The 16,528-nt window shown below is 63.0% G+C and carries 18 protein-coding genes; 11 read left to right on the top strand and 7 right to left on the bottom strand.

Features of this window, described 5'->3' with window-relative positions; genetic code table 11:
• Window positions 1-70 precede the first annotated feature (70 nt).
• From ABIE52_RS12900 to tuf, 6 genes are all read left to right on the top strand, one after another.
• Complete coding sequence (locus tag ABIE52_RS12900; RefSeq protein ID WP_003941874.1) at window positions 71-619, top strand: DUF3558 domain-containing protein; 549 nt, start codon at window positions 71-73, stop codon at window positions 617-619.
• On the top strand, window positions 616-1,161 hold the full coding sequence (locus ABIE52_RS12895; protein WP_003942022.1) for a DUF3558 domain-containing protein: 546 nt from the start codon (window positions 616-618) through the stop codon (window positions 1,159-1,161). Before ABIE52_RS12900 ends, ABIE52_RS12895 begins: the two co-directional genes overlap by 4 nt.
• A gap of 409 nt (window positions 1,162-1,570) precedes the next feature.
• Entirely contained in the window at window positions 1,571-1,945 is a 375-nt protein-coding gene (gene rpsL, locus ABIE52_RS12890; protein ID WP_003941908.1) for a 30S ribosomal protein S12, read from the top strand.
• On the top strand, window positions 1,945-2,415 hold the full coding sequence (gene rpsG, locus ABIE52_RS12885; protein ID WP_003941856.1) for a 30S ribosomal protein S7: 471 nt from the start codon (window positions 1,945-1,947) through the stop codon (window positions 2,413-2,415). Before rpsL ends, rpsG begins: the two co-directional genes overlap by 1 nt.
• Window positions 2,416-2,615: 200 nt before the next feature.
• A complete protein-coding gene (gene fusA, locus ABIE52_RS12880; RefSeq protein ID WP_007728394.1) occupies window positions 2,616-4,718 on the top strand; it encodes an elongation factor G in 2,103 nt (700 codons plus the stop codon).
• Between the two features lie 125 nt (window positions 4,719-4,843).
• Complete coding sequence (tuf, locus tag ABIE52_RS12875; protein WP_003941926.1) at window positions 4,844-6,034, top strand: elongation factor Tu; 1,191 nt, start codon at window positions 4,844-4,846, stop codon at window positions 6,032-6,034.
• Window positions 6,035-6,171: 137 nt separating this feature from the next.
• On the opposite strand, the gene ABIE52_RS12870 is transcribed toward tuf, so the two are convergent.
• From ABIE52_RS12870 to ABIE52_RS12850, 5 genes are read right to left on the bottom strand one after another with little or no spacing between them, the layout of a single operon-like run.
• Window positions 6,172-6,735 (bottom strand): hypothetical protein, encoded by a 564-nt coding sequence (locus tag ABIE52_RS12870; RefSeq protein ID WP_007728392.1) that lies wholly within the window; start codon window positions 6,733-6,735, stop codon window positions 6,172-6,174.
• On the bottom strand, window positions 6,732-7,706 hold the full coding sequence (locus ABIE52_RS12865) for an Asp23/Gls24 family envelope stress response protein (RefSeq protein ID WP_007728390.1): 975 nt from the start codon (window positions 7,704-7,706) through the stop codon (window positions 6,732-6,734). The genes ABIE52_RS12870 and ABIE52_RS12865 overlap by 4 nt, the downstream gene beginning before the upstream one ends.
• Window positions 7,693-7,872 carry a hypothetical protein gene (locus ABIE52_RS12860; protein ID WP_003942043.1) on the bottom strand — a complete coding sequence of 60 codons (180 nt, stop codon included), beginning with the start codon at window positions 7,870-7,872 and terminating at the stop codon, window positions 7,693-7,695. The genes ABIE52_RS12865 and ABIE52_RS12860 overlap by 14 nt, the downstream gene beginning before the upstream one ends.
• Window position 7,873: 1 nt before the next feature.
• Window positions 7,874-8,251, bottom strand: coding sequence for a hypothetical protein (locus tag ABIE52_RS12855; protein ID WP_003941945.1), 378 nt, complete (start codon window positions 8,249-8,251; stop codon window positions 7,874-7,876).
• Window positions 8,248-8,715, bottom strand: coding sequence for an Asp23/Gls24 family envelope stress response protein (locus ABIE52_RS12850; RefSeq protein ID WP_003941912.1), 468 nt, complete (start codon window positions 8,713-8,715; stop codon window positions 8,248-8,250). Before ABIE52_RS12850 ends, ABIE52_RS12855 begins: the two co-directional genes overlap by 4 nt.
• Window positions 8,716-8,899: 184 nt before the next feature.
• On the opposite strand from ABIE52_RS12850, the gene ABIE52_RS12845 reads away from it, so the two are divergent.
• Window positions 8,900-10,078, top strand: a complete 1,179-nt coding sequence (locus ABIE52_RS12845; RefSeq protein ID WP_238565183.1) for an NAD(P)/FAD-dependent oxidoreductase — start codon at window positions 8,900-8,902, stop codon at window positions 10,076-10,078.
• A gap of 42 nt (window positions 10,079-10,120) precedes the next feature.
• Window positions 10,121-10,885, top strand: coding sequence for a glutamate racemase (locus tag ABIE52_RS12840; RefSeq protein WP_007728383.1), 765 nt, complete (start codon window positions 10,121-10,123; stop codon window positions 10,883-10,885).
• Window positions 10,886-10,956: 71 nt separating this feature from the next.
• On the opposite strand, the gene ABIE52_RS12835 is transcribed toward ABIE52_RS12840, so the two are convergent.
• Entirely contained in the window at window positions 10,957-11,325 is a 369-nt protein-coding gene (locus ABIE52_RS12835; protein WP_003941901.1) for an SPW repeat domain-containing protein, read from the bottom strand.
• Between the two features lie 361 nt (window positions 11,326-11,686).
• Between ABIE52_RS12835 and ABIE52_RS12830 the strand changes: the two genes are divergently transcribed.
• Window positions 11,687-12,424, top strand: a complete 738-nt coding sequence (locus tag ABIE52_RS12830) for a DNA alkylation repair protein (protein WP_007728380.1) — start codon at window positions 11,687-11,689, stop codon at window positions 12,422-12,424.
• 38 nt (window positions 12,425-12,462) lie between these two features.
• On the top strand, window positions 12,463-13,791 hold the full coding sequence (locus tag ABIE52_RS12825; protein ID WP_192712120.1) for a glycosyltransferase 87 family protein: 1,329 nt from the start codon (window positions 12,463-12,465) through the stop codon (window positions 13,789-13,791).
• Here the strand turns inward: ABIE52_RS12825 and ABIE52_RS12820 are convergent.
• Window positions 13,763-14,818 (bottom strand): ferredoxin--NADP reductase, encoded by a 1,056-nt coding sequence (locus tag ABIE52_RS12820; protein ID WP_003941851.1) that lies wholly within the window; start codon window positions 14,816-14,818, stop codon window positions 13,763-13,765. The genes ABIE52_RS12825 and ABIE52_RS12820 overlap by 29 nt on opposite strands.
• 361 nt (window positions 14,819-15,179) lie before the next feature.
• Here ABIE52_RS12820 and mdo point away from each other — a divergent pair, with 361 nt between their 5' ends.
• A complete protein-coding gene (gene mdo, locus ABIE52_RS12815) occupies window positions 15,180-16,454 on the top strand; it encodes an NDMA-dependent methanol dehydrogenase (RefSeq protein ID WP_003942095.1) in 1,275 nt (424 codons plus the stop codon).
• The last annotated feature ends 74 nt before the right edge of the window (window positions 16,455-16,528 follow it).

Raw genomic sequence — 16,528 nt, 5'->3', positions numbered from 1 at the left:
GGGCCGGCGCCGGTGCTCTCGACGCGCACGTGGCGTGTGTCGGGGGCCACCGAGAAGTACAGTCGGCTCCATGGCCGCACGCACTCTCACTTCGATCGGGACTTCGGTATTGGTCTCGGCTGCCGTGCTCTCGGCCGTGGTCGGCTGCAGCTCCGGCGACGGGTCCGTCGATCAGCCGGGCGACGGTGCGGGTTCGCAGGCACTCGCACCTACGGATCCGGGCCCGATGTTCGCCGAATGCGGCTCGGTGACCGACGAGGAAGTTGTCAACGCCTTCAATCTCGGCGCTTTTGCGACGACGACGCGCAACGGCGTCGGGTGCCAGTGGGAAGTCGCCGGTTCGAACGGTCCGAGCGTCAGTTTCTCCTGGTACCGCGGTAGCCCGATCGGCCGCGAACGGGCCGGGTCCGACCTGCTCGGACGTCCTGCCGACGACATCACGATCGGTGGACACCAGGGCTTCATCGCGTCCACCGCAGGTTCGTTGTGCGAGTTGGGTATCGCGTTCGGCGGAGACTTCGTGCACTGGTCGATCACCTACGGTTTGCTGCCACCGACCGCGGATCCATGCACGGTGGCGCGGGATCTGATGGAAAAAACAGTTTCGAGGGCACAGTGAAGTTCGAGGGCGCCGTGAAGCGCATAAGGATCGGACTCGCCTTGGCGGGGTCGCTGGTTCTGCTGACAGGCTGCGGCTCGGTGGTCACCGGGACTCCTCGTGCGGAGGGCAGCTACGGCGGTAGTGACAGCCAGGAATTCGCGAACGTCCTCCAAGAATGCGAAGCCGTCACCGACGAGCAGATCGCCGGTGCCGTGGGTGCCGACGCCGTCGGGCGTGGGTTCTTCGGCGCTATCTGCCGTTGGGACGGCATCGGAGCCGCGGGTCCGATCAAGATCACCTTCAACTGGTTCGAGACGGGCACCCTCGATCACGAGCGCGCTGCATTCGAGCACCTGGGATACGTGGTGGCGAAAATCGACATCAACGGCAGTGGCGGGTACCAGGTTCGCCAGCCGGCCGATCCGCAGAGCTGCGGGGTGAGCGCGAGCGCACCGGCCGGGGGAGTGTTCGGTTGGTGGGTCACCGAGCCGCAAGGCGGCGCGGATCCGTGCGAGGCTGCGGCAAAGCTCGGCGCGTTGACGTTGAACCGCAGCATCTGATCGCGACCGGTCCGGCTGCGTGGTCTGAGTGTGCAGCCAGAGTGTCTGGTCAGAGCGTGAGGTCACTATCACCGTGGCCTCGCTTTGACCTCGTGGCGCGCCGACAGGTATCGTTATGGGTCGTGTCCGGCATGCCCGGGCCGATCTGTGTGCCTAGCTAGGTATTGCCGTGCGCGCGTTCGAGCAGAAACTGCTGATGAACGAGCATCCGGCTGCCTGTGTGGGGGTATGCGACACGCCCGACCTCGGGGGCAGTGCGCGGCATGAAAGTGCTGAGTACAGACTCTGAGGTGGGTGAGGAGCAGCAGCTCTCTTGCTCCAACTGCTAGATCCCTAATTTCAGAACAGCCACGTTTTCGAACGGCCCGAGTTCGCTCGAGCAGTCTGTTCGTCACAAGAAAGCCGGTAAATGCCAACCATCAACCAGCTGGTCCGCAAGGGTCGCCGCGACAAGACCGCCAAGGTCAAGACGGCAGCCCTCAAGGGCAGCCCGCAGCGTCGTGGCGTGTGCACTCGCGTGTACACCACCACCCCCAAGAAGCCGAACTCCGCGCTCCGTAAGGTCGCACGTGTTCGCCTCACGACTTCGGTCGAGGTCACCGCGTACATCCCCGGTGAAGGTCACAACCTTCAGGAGCACTCCATGGTGCTCGTCCGTGGCGGTCGTGTGAAGGACCTCCCGGGTGTCCGTTACAAGATCATCCGCGGCTCCCTCGACACCCAGGGTGTCAAGGGTCGCAAGCAGGCACGCAGCCGCTACGGCGCCAAGAAGGAGAAGAGCTAATGCCACGTAAGGGCCCCGCTCCGAAGCGCCCGCTCATCAACGACCCGGTTTACGGTTCCCCGTTGGTGACGCAGCTCGTCAACAAGATCCTGCTGGACGGCAAGAAGTCCACCGCAGAGCGAATCGTGTACCAGGCTCTCGAGCAGGCACGCGAGAAGACCGGCACCGATCCGGTCGTCACCCTCAAGCGCGCCCTGGACAACGTCAAGCCTGCACTCGAGGTTCGTAGCCGCCGCGTCGGTGGCGCTACCTACCAGGTGCCGGTCGAGGTTCGCCCCGGTCGTTCCACCACGCTGGCACTGCGCTGGCTGGTCACCTTCTCGCGTGCACGTCGTGAGAAGACCATGGTCGAGCGTCTCGCCAACGAGCTCCTCGATGCCAGCAATGGCCTCGGTGCAGCTGTGAAGCGTCGCGAAGACACTCACAAGATGGCCGAAGCCAACAAGGCATTCGCCCACTACCGCTGGTGATGTAAAGCGTCGGAGCAACTGCCATCGGGTGGGGCTCCGACGCTTGTCGCCGTTGGCGGCCTGATCATCGCGACCGATTCCGGACGCAGGTGGCAAGGTTCGCCTCGGCAGAGACATAATTGAAAGACCATGGCCCTGACGGTGGAACACACCGATAAGGCCGACACCCGAAAACCAAGCAACGAGCGGGGAAGAAACCTGTGGCACAGGAAGTGCTGACTGACCTGAACAAGGTCCGCAACATCGGCATCATGGCGCACATCGATGCCGGCAAGACCACCACCACCGAGCGCATCCTGTTCTACACCGGTGTCAATTACAAGATCGGTGAGACGCACGACGGTGCGTCGACGACGGACTGGATGGAGCAGGAGAAGGAACGCGGCATCACGATCACGTCTGCCGCCGTGACTTGCTTCTGGAACAACAACCAGATCAACATCATCGACACCCCCGGCCACGTCGACTTCACGGTCGAGGTGGAGCGGTCGCTGCGCGTGCTCGACGGCGCAGTTGCTGTCTTCGACGGTAAAGAGGGTGTCGAGCCGCAGTCCGAGCAGGTTTGGCGTCAGGCTGCCAAGTACGACGTTCCGCGCATCTGCTTCGTCAACAAGATGGACAAGATGGGCGCGGACTTCTACTTCACAGTCCAGACCATCATCGACCGCTTGGGCGCGAAGCCGCTCGTTCTCCAGCTGCCCATCGGCGCTGAGGACGACTTCGACGGCGTCGTCGACCTGGTCGAGATGAAGGCCATCACCTGGCGCGGCGTGGTCCCGACGGGAACCGCTCCGACCATCGAGGAGATCCCCGCGGATCTCGTCGAGAAGGCTGCCGAGTACCGCGAGAAGCTGCTCGAGACGGTTGCAGAGTCCGACGAAGCTCTCATGGAGAAGTACTTCGGCGGCGAAGAGCTCACCATCGAGGAGATCAAGGGCGCCATCCGCAAGATGACGGTCGCCTCCGAGCTGTACCCGGTTCTCTGTGGCTCCGCGTTCAAGAACAAGGGCGTTCAGCCCATGCTCGACGCTGTCATCGACTACCTTCCGAACCCGCTGGACATCGGCGAGGTCATCGGCCACAAGCTCGGTGACGAAGAAGTAGAGATCACTCGCAAGCCGAGCAAGGACGAGCCGTTCTCGGCTCTCGCCTTCAAGATCGCTGCTCACCCGTTCTTCGGCAAGCTGACCTTCGTCCGCGTGTACTCGGGTCGTATCGATCCGGGTGCTCAGGTGCTCAACGCAACCAAGGGCAAGAAGGAGCGCATCGGAAAGCTCTTCCAGATGCACGCCAACAAGGAGAACCCGGTAGACGAGGCCGTAGCCGGCCACATCTACGCAATGATCGGCCTCAAGGACACCACCACCGGTGACACCTTGTGCGATCAGGCGAGCCCCATCGTCCTCGAGTCGATGTCGTTCCCCGCGCCGGTCATCCAGGTCTCCATCGAGCCCAAGACCAAGTCCGACCAGGAAAAGCTGGGCGTCGCGATCCAGAAGCTCGCCGAAGAGGACCCGACCTTCTCGGTCGAGCTCGACGAAGAGACCGGTCAGACCGTCATCGGCGGTATGGGCGAGCTCCACCTCGACATCCTCGTCGACCGCATGCGTCGCGAGTTCAAGGTCGAGGCGAACGTCGGTAAGCCGCAGGTTGCGTACCGCGAGACCATCACCAAGAAGGTCGAGAAGCACGACTACACCCACAAGAAGCAGACGGGTGGCTCGGGCCAGTTCGCAAAGGTCATCATCGCTCTGGAGCCTTTCGTGGGCGAAGACGGTGCTACCTACGAGTTCGAGAACAAGGTCTCCGGCGGACGTATCCCGCGCGAGTACATCCCCTCCGTGGATGCCGGTGCGCAGGACGCGATGCAGTACGGTGTTCTCGCCGGCTACCCGCTCGTGAACCTGAAGCTGTCGCTGCTCGATGGTGCTTACCACGACGTCGACTCCTCGGAAATGGCGTTCAAGGTTGCCGGTTCGCAGGCACTGAAGGAAGCCGCCCGCAAGGCCGGCCCCGTCATTCTCGAGCCGCTCATGGCTGTCGAGGTCACAACGCCCGAGGAGTACATGGGCGACGTGATCGGCGACCTCAACTCCCGCCGTGGCCAGATCCAGGCCATGGAGGAACGCAGTGGTGCCCGTGTCGTGAAGGCGCTGGTTCCGCTCTCGGAGATGTTCGGTTACATCGGTGACCTGCGGTCGAAGACCCAGGGCCGAGCGAACTTCTCCATGGTGTTCGATTCCTACGCAGAGGTTCCCGCGAACGTCTCGAAGGAAATCATCGCCAAGGCGACGGGCGAGTAAGCACAGCGAGCTCCCCAGCCCGCGCCGGCAAGTAACCTCGGTTTCTTCCGGCACGAAGCACGACCTAGTAACAACCAACCGCACTGCTGCATACGGCAAGCAACAACAGTCCAGGAGGACACAAAGTGGCGAAGGCGAAGTTCGAGCGGACGAAGCCGCACGTGAACATCGGCACCATTGGTCACGTCGACCACGGCAAGACCACGACGACGGCGGCCATCACCAAGGTTCTCGCGGATGCATTCCCCGACCTGAACGAGGCTTCGGCCTTCGATCAGATCGACAAGGCTCCCGAGGAAAAGGCTCGTGGCATCACGATCAACATCTCGCATGTTGAGTACCAGACGGAAAAGCGCCACTACGCGCACGTCGATGCACCGGGTCACGCCGACTACATCAAGAACATGATCACCGGCGCAGCTCAGATGGACGGCGCTATTCTCGTCGTCGCAGCTACCGACGGCCCGATGCCCCAGACGCGCGAGCATGTCCTGCTCGCTCGCCAGGTTGGCGTTCCTTACATCCTCGTCGCCCTGAACAAGGCCGACATGGTTGACGACGACGAGATCCTCGAGCTCGTCGAGATGGAGGTCCGCGAACTGCTGGCCGCTCAGGAATTCGACGAGGAAGCCCCCGTCATTCCGATCTCGGCACTCAAGGCACTCGAGGGTGACCCGAAGTGGACGCAGTCCATTCTCGACCTGATGGCTGCTGTCGACGAGTCCATCCCGGACCCGATTCGTGAGACCGAGAAGCCCTTCCTCATGCCCGTCGAGGACGTCTTCACGATCACCGGCCGTGGCACCGTTGTCACCGGTCGTATCGAGCGTGGCGTTGTCAACGTCAACGAAGAGGTCGAGATCGTCGGCATCAAGGAAACCTCGACCAAGACCACGGTCACGGGTATCGAGATGTTCCGCAAGCTGCTCGACTCGGGCCAGGCCGGCGACAACGTCGGACTGCTCGTTCGTGGCATCAAGCGCGAAGATGTCGAGCGTGGACAGGTTGTCGTCAAGCCGGGCACCACGACTCCCCACACGGAGTTCGAGGGCCAGGCATACATCCTGTCGAAGGACGAGGGCGGCCGCCACACCCCGTTCTTCAACAACTACCGCCCGCAGTTCTACTTCCGTACCACGGACGTTACGGGCGTCGTGACGCTGCCTGAGGGCACCGAGATGGTCATGCCCGGTGACAACACCGAGATGTCCGTCAAGCTGATCCAGCCTGTCGCCATGGACGAGGGCCTGCGCTTCGCAATTCGCGAAGGCGGCCGTACGGTCGGCGCCGGCAAGGTTGCCAAGATCATCAAGTGAGACTCTTGTCTCGCTAGCTGATTCACAGCACTGAAAAAGGCGCTCATTCCCTTCGGGGAGTGAGCGCCTTTTCTGTGTCTTCCATCGGGTGGCCTGTGATCGAGTGTTCGGTGATCGGGTGCCTGCGTGGTTCTTACTTACTTGTTGGCTTCCACCCGGTCGAGGTGCAGCAGAACCTGTACTGCGACGGTTGAGCCGTCCAGGCTGCGCCTGGTTGCGCCGGCGATACGTTCGGCCGAAGCGGAGAATCCGGCGACGTCGATCGACGGATCTGCAGTGACGACAATCGACAGCGTCGGCAGTCCGCGATCGACCGTCGCTTTGCTCTTGGTGCTCCGCACGCCGGTCAGCTGAGCGAGCTCGGCCGCTACGCCGTCTGCGACGGGTCCGAGATCCACGCTGACGTCGGTACCGGATTCGTTGTGCCGCAATGTGACTGCGCTTGTGCGGCGCCGGCGAAGGTTCAGGTACAACAGCCCGAAACCGGCGAAGACACAGAGGACGAAGGTGCCCGACAGTACCCAGTGCCACCACGGCTCCTCCGGAAGGCCGAAGAGGACCTCCCGATCGAGGCGTGACACCCAGGTTCGAATCAGCGACGCGCCCGCGTCCCACGCGATGGCGTATGCGCCCGCCGCGAGGAGTGCGATTCCGACGATGAGGACGATGATCCGATCGACCGCGGAGATCCAACGGTTCACGAGGCGTCCTTTCGTCGTACTACAGTTTCTCGCACGACAACCGAAAGTTGCAGTGGCCGCTGCAGTATCGCGAGGTGGGGCCGAACCGCCGCGTCGACGGCTGCGGCAAGTTCAGCTCGATCGCCACCGGTCGATTCGATGTGGACCTTGACGTGTTTACGGTCGACGCTGGTGTGAGCCGAGCCGACGCCGGGAACGACCGCTGCGTGGCTACTGCACAGACGTGCAATGTCAGTCGGCCGCATCCACACCGTCGATGCGCTCGGGTTCCCGAGTGGGACATGGGTTTTCGCACGGCGTTTGATCGCCGACATTATCAGGACAACACCCGCGACAACGGCAGCGATCGCCACCGGAAGTAGCCACGGTTGCCAGTGCAGGCGAGACGTCCACTCCACGGAGTTTCGGATCCAGGGCGCCGATTCGAAAGTTCCACGGTTGATGAACCATTCGCGCGAGACGACGAAGGCGAGTGCGAGTAGACCACACGCGATGACGACGGCCGAAACCGCGGCCGCCGGGTTCGCAGAGGGGACCCGCGGCGGAATCGGATCCGAGAGTGCCTGCTGTGCCGGGCCCTCCGCGATCTCGACGCCGGAAACACAGGAGTCGTCAGAACCCTCGGTTGCCGCGATCATCACGTTCATGTCGTGGAGTGGAAGCCCGGTCAGCGATTCGACGCTGCGTCCGACTTCCGTTCGCACCCGGCCGGTCAACTCGGTGACCGAACACGGCCAGGACACGGCGAGGAAGAGATTGATGGCGACGGCGTCGCTACCCATCGAGATGTCGGCTCGCGGAAGGTCGCGTCCGGTCAGGCGAGTCAAGCCACCGGACTGGCGGACCACCCCCGGGACGTTCACCGCTGCGGCCGTGGCGATCTTGGCCATCGCACGGTCCTTGATGACCAAGGAGCCGCGTAGGCCAGGATCGTCCGCTGCGCTGGGATCGGACGGCTCAGCCACGGCCACGGCTTCGGAGGATCGCGCCGAGGTCGAGATGTCCGTCGCGGTGTGCTCCGATCGCCATACCGGCGGCGCCGAGCAGGACTGCGAAGACGAAACCGCTGAACCCACCCATGATTCCGGCGAGTGCGAGGAGCAGACCGACCAGCAGTCCGACGGTGGTGCTGTTCATGTCAGTTCCCTTCTCGAATGTTCGGTGCAATGTCTGTGACGGTGGCAGGCTCGGTGACTGCATTTTCGGAATCAACGGGTAGATATCCCGCTGTCGACAGGTCGCCGACGGTCACGTTCACCGGTACGTCGACCAATCTCGCCACCACCGCTCGTACGCGTTCGGCGACGCTGCGAACGTCTGCCGGATAGTGAACGGAAATGTGTACAGCACAAGAGTTTTCGTCGACGACGACGCCGGTGATGCGGCGTCCGGGGAGGTAGGTTCCCACTTCGCCGAACTGTCCTCCGTGCAGATCTGCCACTTCCGGGATGGCAAGAACCGCGTCGGCGACTACCTCGGCCGCGTCGATCTCGCGGCCGGCGTCGGCGGTACTCACTGAACCCTCGGCTTGGCTTCCGGATCGGTACTGCCGCCGCTCTCTGCATCCTCGAAGAGCATGACGTCGAAGACGGTGATGTTGACCTCGGTGACCTCGAGACCCGTCATGCTTTCCACTGCGGCAATGACGTTGCGGCGGATACCTACCGCCAGTTCGTGGAGTGCGACGCCGTACTCGGCGACAATGCCGATGTCGATGGCGGCTTGTTTCTCGCCTACCTCCACCGCCACGCCCTGGGCATGGTTGACGCGGGCGCCCGGTATGCGGTCGCGAAGTGCCCCCACCGCACGCGCTGTGCCCCCGCCGACGTCGTACACGCCGTTGATCTCGCGGGTCGCGATACCGGCGATCTTGGCGACCACGGCGTCGGCGATGATCGTCTTACCCTGGGTGCTGACTAGTTCCGCGCCACCGTCGGCGCCGAATCGGACGCTGTTCTTTTCACTGGAATCGCTGGTCATGGGGGCTCCCTGCTCATGTGTCAGTGCGTGCGTCTGAAGTACCTCCAACTGTAGTGACTGGTAGGTGACCATGCGGGATGCACCACACCTACTCCGGCATTTGGTATGGCAGAGTCGGAGGCAAATAGTGACGGCGTTCATAGTGAGCGCTGCAAGTGACGTGGGTCGGACAGGGTGGTACGTGGTGGCACGGATAGTGATCGTGGGTGCGGGTTTGTCGGGACTGCGGACCGTCGAGGAACTGCGACGAGCTGGTTTCGAAGGTGAATTGACGCTCGCGGGTGGGGAAACGCATCTGCCCTACGACAGGCCTCCGTTGTCGAAGGAAGTGATCCGCGGCGACAAGGACGAGACGACCTTGCGTCCGGCCGAGTTCTACGTCGAGAACAAGGTCGATCTCAAGCTCGGTTCGCCGGCAACCTCGGTGGACACGGCCGCCAAGTCGGTGGCGTTCGCGGACGGATCCACCCTGGACTACGACGAGTTGGTCATCGCGACCGGACTGACTCCGCGTCGCATCGCCGGCCTTCCGGAGTTGTCCGGAGTGCACGTTCTGCGCTCCATCGAGGAAGCGTTGGCCCTCCGCGCCGACCTTGCTCCCGGTAAGCGTGCGCTGATCGTCGGGGCCGGCTTCATCGGCTGCGAACTGGCCGCGAGCATGAAGTCTCACGGCGTCGACGTCGTGTTGCTCGAACCCCAGCCGACGCCGCTGGCGTCGGTGCTCGGCCCCACGGTCGGCGCCCTCGTCGAACGTCTGCATCGGAACGAGGGCATCGACGTCCGAGTTGGTACGGGCTTGACCTCGTTGTCCGGCGACGGAGCGGTTGCCGCGGCGACCTTGAGCGACGGTTCGGAAATCCCGGTCGACGTGGTCGCGATCGGAGTCGGTTCGGTGCCGGTCACGGGATGGCTCGACGGTTCGGGGATCGAACTCGACAACGGAGTGCTCTGCGACGGCGTCGGCCGCACCAGCACCGAACACGTCTGGGCGGTCGGCGACGTCGCGTCCTGGCAGATCGGAGATCGACGCAAGCGTGTCGAACACTGGACCAATGCTGGGGACCAGGCCAAGATCCTGGCGGGAGCGATCACCGGAACGGGTGATCCGGACGCGCCGGCGCAGGTTCCGTACTTCTGGAGCGATCAGTACGACGTCAAGATCCAGGCATTGGGGACCGTCGCACCCACGGACACCGTTCACATCGTGAAGGACGACGGCCGAAAGTTCGTCGCCTACTACGAGCGCGACGGTGTGCTGGCAGCTGTCGTCGGCGGCGGTAGCGCGGGAGCTGTGATGAAGATGCGCGCGAAGATCGCAGCCGGCACGCCCATCTCGGACGTGTTGGAGTCCACACCGGCCTGAACGGATGAGGCAGGACCGGTTCCGAGGCGATAGATTTGTGCGGTGATCGTTGCACTCATCGACTCGGGACTGGGCCTGCTCCCTACCTCTGCGTGGCTCAGACGCCTGCGCCCGGATCTCGATCTTGTGCTGTCCCTCGATCCGGACGGCGCCCCCTGGGGACCCAAGCCCGAGCAGTGGGTCGTCGACCGGGTACTCGGTGCGGTGCGGCGGAGCCTCGATCGTGGGGCTCAGGTCATCGTTCTTCCATGCAATACCGCGAGCGTCACCGCTCTCCCACACGTCCGCGAACTGGTCGGACCGGGGGTGCCGGTCATCGGAACGGTGCCCGCGATCAAGCCCGCGGCCGCCGCGTGCGATTCAGTGGCGATCTGGGCTACCGCCGCGACGACTGCCAGCCGGTACCAAGCCGATCTGATCGAACAGTTCGGCAACGGCGCCAAGGTCGTCGGGGTGCCGTGCCACGGCCTGGCCGATTCGATAGACCTCGGTGATCGTGCAGCCGCACTTGCAGCTATCGAATCCGCAGTGACACGGACGCCGGACGACGTCAACGGCGTTGTCCTCGGCTGCACGCACTACCCACTGCTCGCGGACGAAATCGCAGCGCGGCTACCCGCCGGCGTCACACTCTTCGACAGTGCCGAAGCCGTTGCACGACAGACCCTGCGGCGGATCGACGGGCTCGGTGACGCGGGTGAAGGATCGGGAACCGTCGAGGTTTTCGTGAGTGGTCGTCCGGGCGCGCTACCGCCCAGCGCCGAAGCCTTCGACGCCGGGCGGTTGTTGGGCGCGATCAAAGCCTGATCCAACCTGTATTCAGCCATTCATCAACGGGCAGCTACTCCGCTCTGTCAATGGGCGGCTACGCCGCTCCGTCAATGTGCGGCTACGCCGCCGTGGCCCCCGTGATGCATCCGCGCACTCATCACCGGCATCGCACTCACCGCGACCACAACGGTCAGGACCCCGACCACCCAGGCCGTCCACGACGCACCGCGTAGAGCGTCGAAGCTCATGACCCAGGGTGAAATGAACATCAAGACGCCGAAAACGCCCATCGCGTAATCCGCCATGGCCATGTCCGGACGTGCCATGTGCGCCAGACCCGACAGTGCAACCAGGACACCCAGGACGACGAGTGACCACATTGCCCGATCGGTGGTGTCGAGCCACATCGGCGAGAGAGCCGCAAAGACGCCGAGAACCACCGCGACGGCATCTTGCATTCGATTCCACGACTTCATGACGAGACCTCCAAAGACGAGAGTGTGTCCACCTGTAGTACACGCCCGCGGCAGATCGAGATCAACTCTCCGCCAATTGCATTCGCGTTGCAGTTAGAGGCGATGTGGAGGCTCGAATATCAAGATTTGTGACTATTCGTCCGGATTGCCACGAGCCCGCGCGGAGCGCTGGCCGCGATATGTCCCGAGAGTGCCATGAGGGTGAGAGTGGTGAATGCGATAGCGGCGGTGATCATGGGTGGTCCTTTCACTGACTGTCCTCGAGTGTCGTCTGCCGACCTGTGGCCGAGCAGGGCACACGGTGTGAGGACGCTGAGAGAATCGAAGAGTCCGCACAGACGACCCGTGAGAAGGTTCTGGGGTGACGCAATCGAGTGCCCAGGACGTGATCGAACAGTTGGCCGACCTCGCGGATCCCGCGGATGCCGTCCAGCTACAGAAGTTCTTCAAGACAGCGCCGGGGGAGTACGGCGAGGGTGACGTCTTCATCGGCGTGCGAGTACCGAAGACGCGTTCGGTGGTGAAGAAGCATGTCGGTCTCGAGTTGCCTCAGGTACGCCTCCTTCTCGACAGCGACGTCCACGAGCATCGCTTGGCCGGTCTGTTGATCCTTGTTGCTCGATTCGAAAAGGTCAGTCGCCCAAAATTTTTCGACGACGAGAGTCGCTCCCGCATCGCCGACTTCTATCTCAGCGCTGTCGAGGACGGGCGGGTGAACAATTGGGATCTCGTGGATTCGTCCGCCGGACAGATCCTCGGCGGCTGGCTGTACGACCGAGATCGCCGGCTGATCTTCGAGCTTTCCGATTCGGGTGACCTGTGGCGACGACGGGTGGCGCTGCTGACGACGTACGGATTCATCACTCGCGGCGACGGGTCGACCACGCTCGAGCTTGCCGCGCGGGTGCTGGGTGATCGACGAGACCTGACCCAGAAAGCGATGGGCTGGATGCTCCGCGAGGTGGGCAAGCGGGTGGACCGGGATTTGTTGACCGGTTTCCTCGCGAAGAATGCAGCAGACATGGGACGCACGGCGCTGAGCTACGCGTGCGAACACCTGACCGCAGACGAGCGAGCGCACTTCCGGGCGGCCCGCTAGCGAAGTACCGCTCGGTAGGTTGTGGGACGATTCTCGGTATGCCCGCCACCCGTGTCGAGGCGTCTCGAATTGTGACGATCGGTTCACTGATCGCTGCCGGCGTCGCAGCTCTGTGTTATCTCGTGTACTCCGTTCGAGCCGTCGAACCCGTTGATTTTCTCGTCTACCGCTACGCTGCCCAGGCGTTCGCAGCGGGATCGAACATCTACGAGGGCAATCTCGTCGGCCCGTTGATCGTCGACGAAGGGATGCCGTTCACCTACACCCCGTTCGCGGTGATCTTCCTCTGGCCGACTGTCCTCTTCGACTGGTGGACTGCCTATCTGCTGTGGTCGGGATTGTGCATCGCGGCGTTGGTGTGGACGGTTGCGAGGCTCACTCCCGCTCGCGTCCCCAAGCGGCCGCTCGTCATGGCGGCATTGGTCCTGGCCGTGTCGGTGACTCCCATTGTCAGTGCGCACATCTCATTCGGCCAGGTGAACTTGGTGCTGATGGTGCTCGTACTGCTCGACGTGACTCGCCGAGAGGATTCGAGATTCGGCCGGTGGTTTCCGCGAGGACTGCTGATTGGCGTCGCGGCCGCGATCAAGCTGACTCCGGCTCTCTTCATCGTCTACTTCGTCGTCACGAAGCAGTGGCGACTCGCGATCTGGAGTTCGATCGGATTTGCCGCGGCGACCGCCGTCGCAGCAGTGGTGGACCCGGCCGTCAGCTGGACCTTCTGGTCGGACGTCGTCTGGAACCTCAGCGACCGGGTGGATTTGAGCGGGCAGGCGATCGCGAGTGCCGGCAACAGTTCGCTGCAGGGCGGACTTGCCGCGCTGGGCCCATGGACAGCGTCTCTGGCGATGCCGTCGACCGTGCTGTGCGCGGGGGTAGCGCTATGGATCGCCCGAGATGTCTATCGCGTCGGGCGAGCGGTCGATGCGGCGTTGGTGATCGGATTGAGCGCGCCGATTCTTTCGCCGATCAGCTGGATTCATCACTGGGTGTATCTCGTGCCTGCTGCCGTCACGGTTCTCTTTCGGCTTCGATCGCCGCTGCAGTTCGGTGCGGCCGCTGTGGGGTTGGCCGTCGTCTATTGCGGGCCGAGCATGGGGCAGCAGTTCATCGAGACGTCACCGCTCCTGCTGCCGTTCGGGTTGGTCCTTCGTGAGGGTTTCCTGATCGTGACCCTCGCACTGATTCTTGCGCTGTGGAGGTTGCCCACAACGGAGCCTGCGTGGGTTTCGCGGCGGGACTCGGAAGATGACTCGGGAGATGACTCGGGAGACTCCGAACATGACAAAGCCCCCGATTCCGCAGGGAATCAGGGGCCGTCATGCATCGAAGCAGGGTTCAGAACTCGATCTTCAGGTGATCGGTGATCGGCTTCGCCTGGCAACCGAGGATGTAGCCGTTCGCCACGTCCTCGGCGTCGAGGATTTCGGAGTTGTCCATCTGAACTTCGCCTTCGGTGACGGTGCAGGCACACGACCCGCACTCGCCTTCCTGGCAGGAGTACGGCACGTCGAGGCCCTTGGCGAGCATGATGTCGACGAGCGTCTGCTTGCGCGGCCAGACGAGGGTGTGGGTTTCACCGTCCAGTTCGACCTCGACGGTTGCGGCGTCGGCTGCTTCCTCGTCGGAGACCTCGGCTACCTCGACGTCACGGAACGGGTCACCCGCGAGTGAATTGAAGACCTCGGCGTGAACCTGCGTGCGGGGCATGCCGGCCTCTGCCAGTGCCTTGTGGACGGCGTCCATGAAGGGGCCCGGACCGCACATGAAGGCCTCGTACGCGACAAATGGCTTGGCCAGTGTCGCCAACTGTGAGACGGCGGGGAGTCCCTGCACGGTTTCGATCCAGTGGACAACGGTGAGGCGGCCGGGGTGTTGCGCTGCCAATTCGCGAAGTTCGGCGCCGAAGATGACGGACTTCTCGTCGCGATTCGCGTAGATGAGCACGACGTTGCCGCTGCCCTGCGTGAGGGCGGACTTGAGGATCGAGATCACCGGAGTGATACCGCTGCCTGCACCGAAGAGCAGGAAGTCGTGATCGAGCGACTTGGGCGTGAAGACACCTGACGGCGGCAGCACTTCGATGGTGTCGCCGACCTGGAGCTTGTCGCACAACCAGTTGGAGCCGTAGCCGTCGACGGTTCGCTTGACGGTCACCTTGGGGGCGTCGTCGGTGAAGGGTGAACTGGCCAGCGAGTAGCAGCGTGCGACCGAGCCGGTCTGATCACTCGGGATGCGCAGGGTCAGGAATTGACCTGGCTTGTAGTCGAACTTGTCCTTCAGTTCTGCGGGAATCTCGAACACCAGCGACCGGGCGTCGGAAGTCTCTTCGATGACTCCGGACACGGTGAGTACCGCCGATCGCGAGCTGTGCGGTACCTCGACTGTCGTCATCGCGAAGCTAGTCCTCTCGTGAAGCTGGGTAAAGCGCAGGTCAGTGAAGTGCAACATCTAGAACGTGTTCTAGTTCAATGTTAGCAGTGATGAAAAGCTACTGGGGATCGTAGTCGCCGAGCAACACGTTCCCGATCAGCGGGAACCACGGCGGTCTGATCCAGCCGTCCTGGCAGTCCGGGGTGGCGTCGACCTGCCCGAACGGGCGGTTCGTGGGCGGCGTCCGGGCGGTTGAGCTGCCGAAGTCTGTGCACGGGCTGTTTGTCGGTACACAGTGGGAACCAGGTGAGACGCCGGTCACAAAGAATCGGCTCGAATCCCTCCCGCAGTCACATTCGTGCACATCCCTGAGGAGATACCGATGGCTATCGAGCTCAACCAGATCTGGGACTTTCCCATCAAGGAGTTCCACCCCTTCCCTCGCGCCCTGATGGGTGTGGGCGCTCACGACATCATCGGGGTGGAGGCCAAGAACCTCGGCTTCAAGCGCACCCTTCTGATGACGACCGGTCTGCGCGGTTCGGGCATCATCGAGGAACTCGTCGGCAAGATCGAGTACCAGGGTGTCGAGGTCGTGCTCTACGACAAGGTCGAGTCGAATCCCAAGGACTACAACGTCATGGAGGCCGCGGCTCTCTACCAGAAGGAGAAGTGCGACTCGATCATCTCGATCGGCGGTGGTTCGAGCCACGACGCCGCCAAGGGCGCTCGCGTCGTGATCGCACACGACGGTCGCAACATCAACGAGTTCGAGGGCTTCGCCAAGTCCACCAACAAGGAGAACCCGCCCCATATCGCCGTATCCACCACGGCCGGAACGGGTTCCGAGACGTCGTGGGCGTACGTCATCACCGACACGTCGGACATGAACAACCCGCACAAGTGGGTGGGTTTCGACGAGGCGACCATCGTCACCCTGGCGATCGACGATCCGCTGCTCTACTACACCTGCCCTCAGCATTTCACCGCGTACTGCGGCTTCGACGTACTCGCGCACGGCAGTGAGCCTTTCGTGTCTCGTCTCGATTTCGCACCTTCGCTCGGTAATGCGATCTACTCGGTCGAGTTGGTCGCGAAGAACCTGCGCGAGGCCGTCTTCGAGCCGCGCAACCTCAAGGCCCGCGAGGGAATGATGAACGCGCAGTACATTGCCGGGCAGGCCTTCAACTCCGGTGGCCTCGGCATCGTTCACTCGATCTCGCACGCGGTCAGTGCCTTCTTCGACAGCCACCACGGTTTGAACAACGCCATCGCGTTGCCGCGTGTGTGGGAGTACAACCTGCCTTCGCGCTACGAGCGCTACGCCCAGTTGGCCGGCGCACTCGGTGTCGACACTCGCAACCTCACCACGGTTCAGGCCGCGGATGCTGCCGTCGAGGCTGCCATCCGTCTGGCCAAGGACGTCGGTATCCCCGACAACTTCGGTCAGGTTCGCACCGACTCGTACGCGAAGAACCAGATGAACACCAAGAAGTACGAGGGCCGTGGTGATGTCATCAAGGGTGACGAGAAGACTGTGCGCGCCATCTCCGAGCACATTCAGGACGACTGGTGCACCCCGGGCAATCCCCGTGAGGTGACCGTGGAGTCGATGATCCCGGTTGTCGATCACGCGATCAACAAGTCGTACTTCTAGCAGGGCCTTCGGCCCCGTGCGCCTTTTTGGTAGCCCGCACTACCAAAAAGGCGCACAGGGGCTTGCCCCCCATG

Origin of the sequence: Rhodococcus sp. OAS809, from assembly GCF_040546695.1 — a bacterium.
GTDB lineage: Bacteria > Actinomycetota > Actinomycetes > Mycobacteriales > Mycobacteriaceae > Rhodococcus_F > Rhodococcus_F qingshengii.
This window is presented reverse-complemented; position numbering and strand designations above follow the sequence as displayed.

Coding starts and splice junctions, on each gene's coding strand:
- ABIE52_RS12850 (WP_003941912.1), bottom strand. CDS start 8,715: ATGACCAGCGATTCCAGTGAAAAGAACAGCGTCCGATTCGGCGCCGAC.
- ABIE52_RS12860 (WP_003942043.1), bottom strand. CDS start 7,872: ATGAACAGCACCACCGTCGGACTGCTGGTCGGTCTGCTCCTCGCACTC.
- rpsL (WP_003941908.1), top strand. CDS start 1,571: ATGCCAACCATCAACCAGCTGGTCCGCAAGGGTCGCCGCGACAAGACC.
- ABIE52_RS12835 (WP_003941901.1), bottom strand. CDS start 11,325: ATGAAGTCGTGGAATCGAATGCAAGATGCCGTCGCGGTGGTTCTCGGC.
- ABIE52_RS12900 (WP_003941874.1), top strand. CDS start 71: ATGGCCGCACGCACTCTCACTTCGATCGGGACTTCGGTATTGGTCTCG.
- mdo (WP_003942095.1), top strand. CDS start 15,180: ATGGCTATCGAGCTCAACCAGATCTGGGACTTTCCCATCAAGGAGTTC.
- rpsG (WP_003941856.1), top strand. CDS start 1,945: ATGCCACGTAAGGGCCCCGCTCCGAAGCGCCCGCTCATCAACGACCCG.
- ABIE52_RS12820 (WP_003941851.1), bottom strand. CDS start 14,818: ATGACGACAGTCGAGGTACCGCACAGCTCGCGATCGGCGGTACTCACC.
- ABIE52_RS12825 (WP_192712120.1), top strand. CDS start 12,463: ATGCCCGCCACCCGTGTCGAGGCGTCTCGAATTGTGACGATCGGTTCA.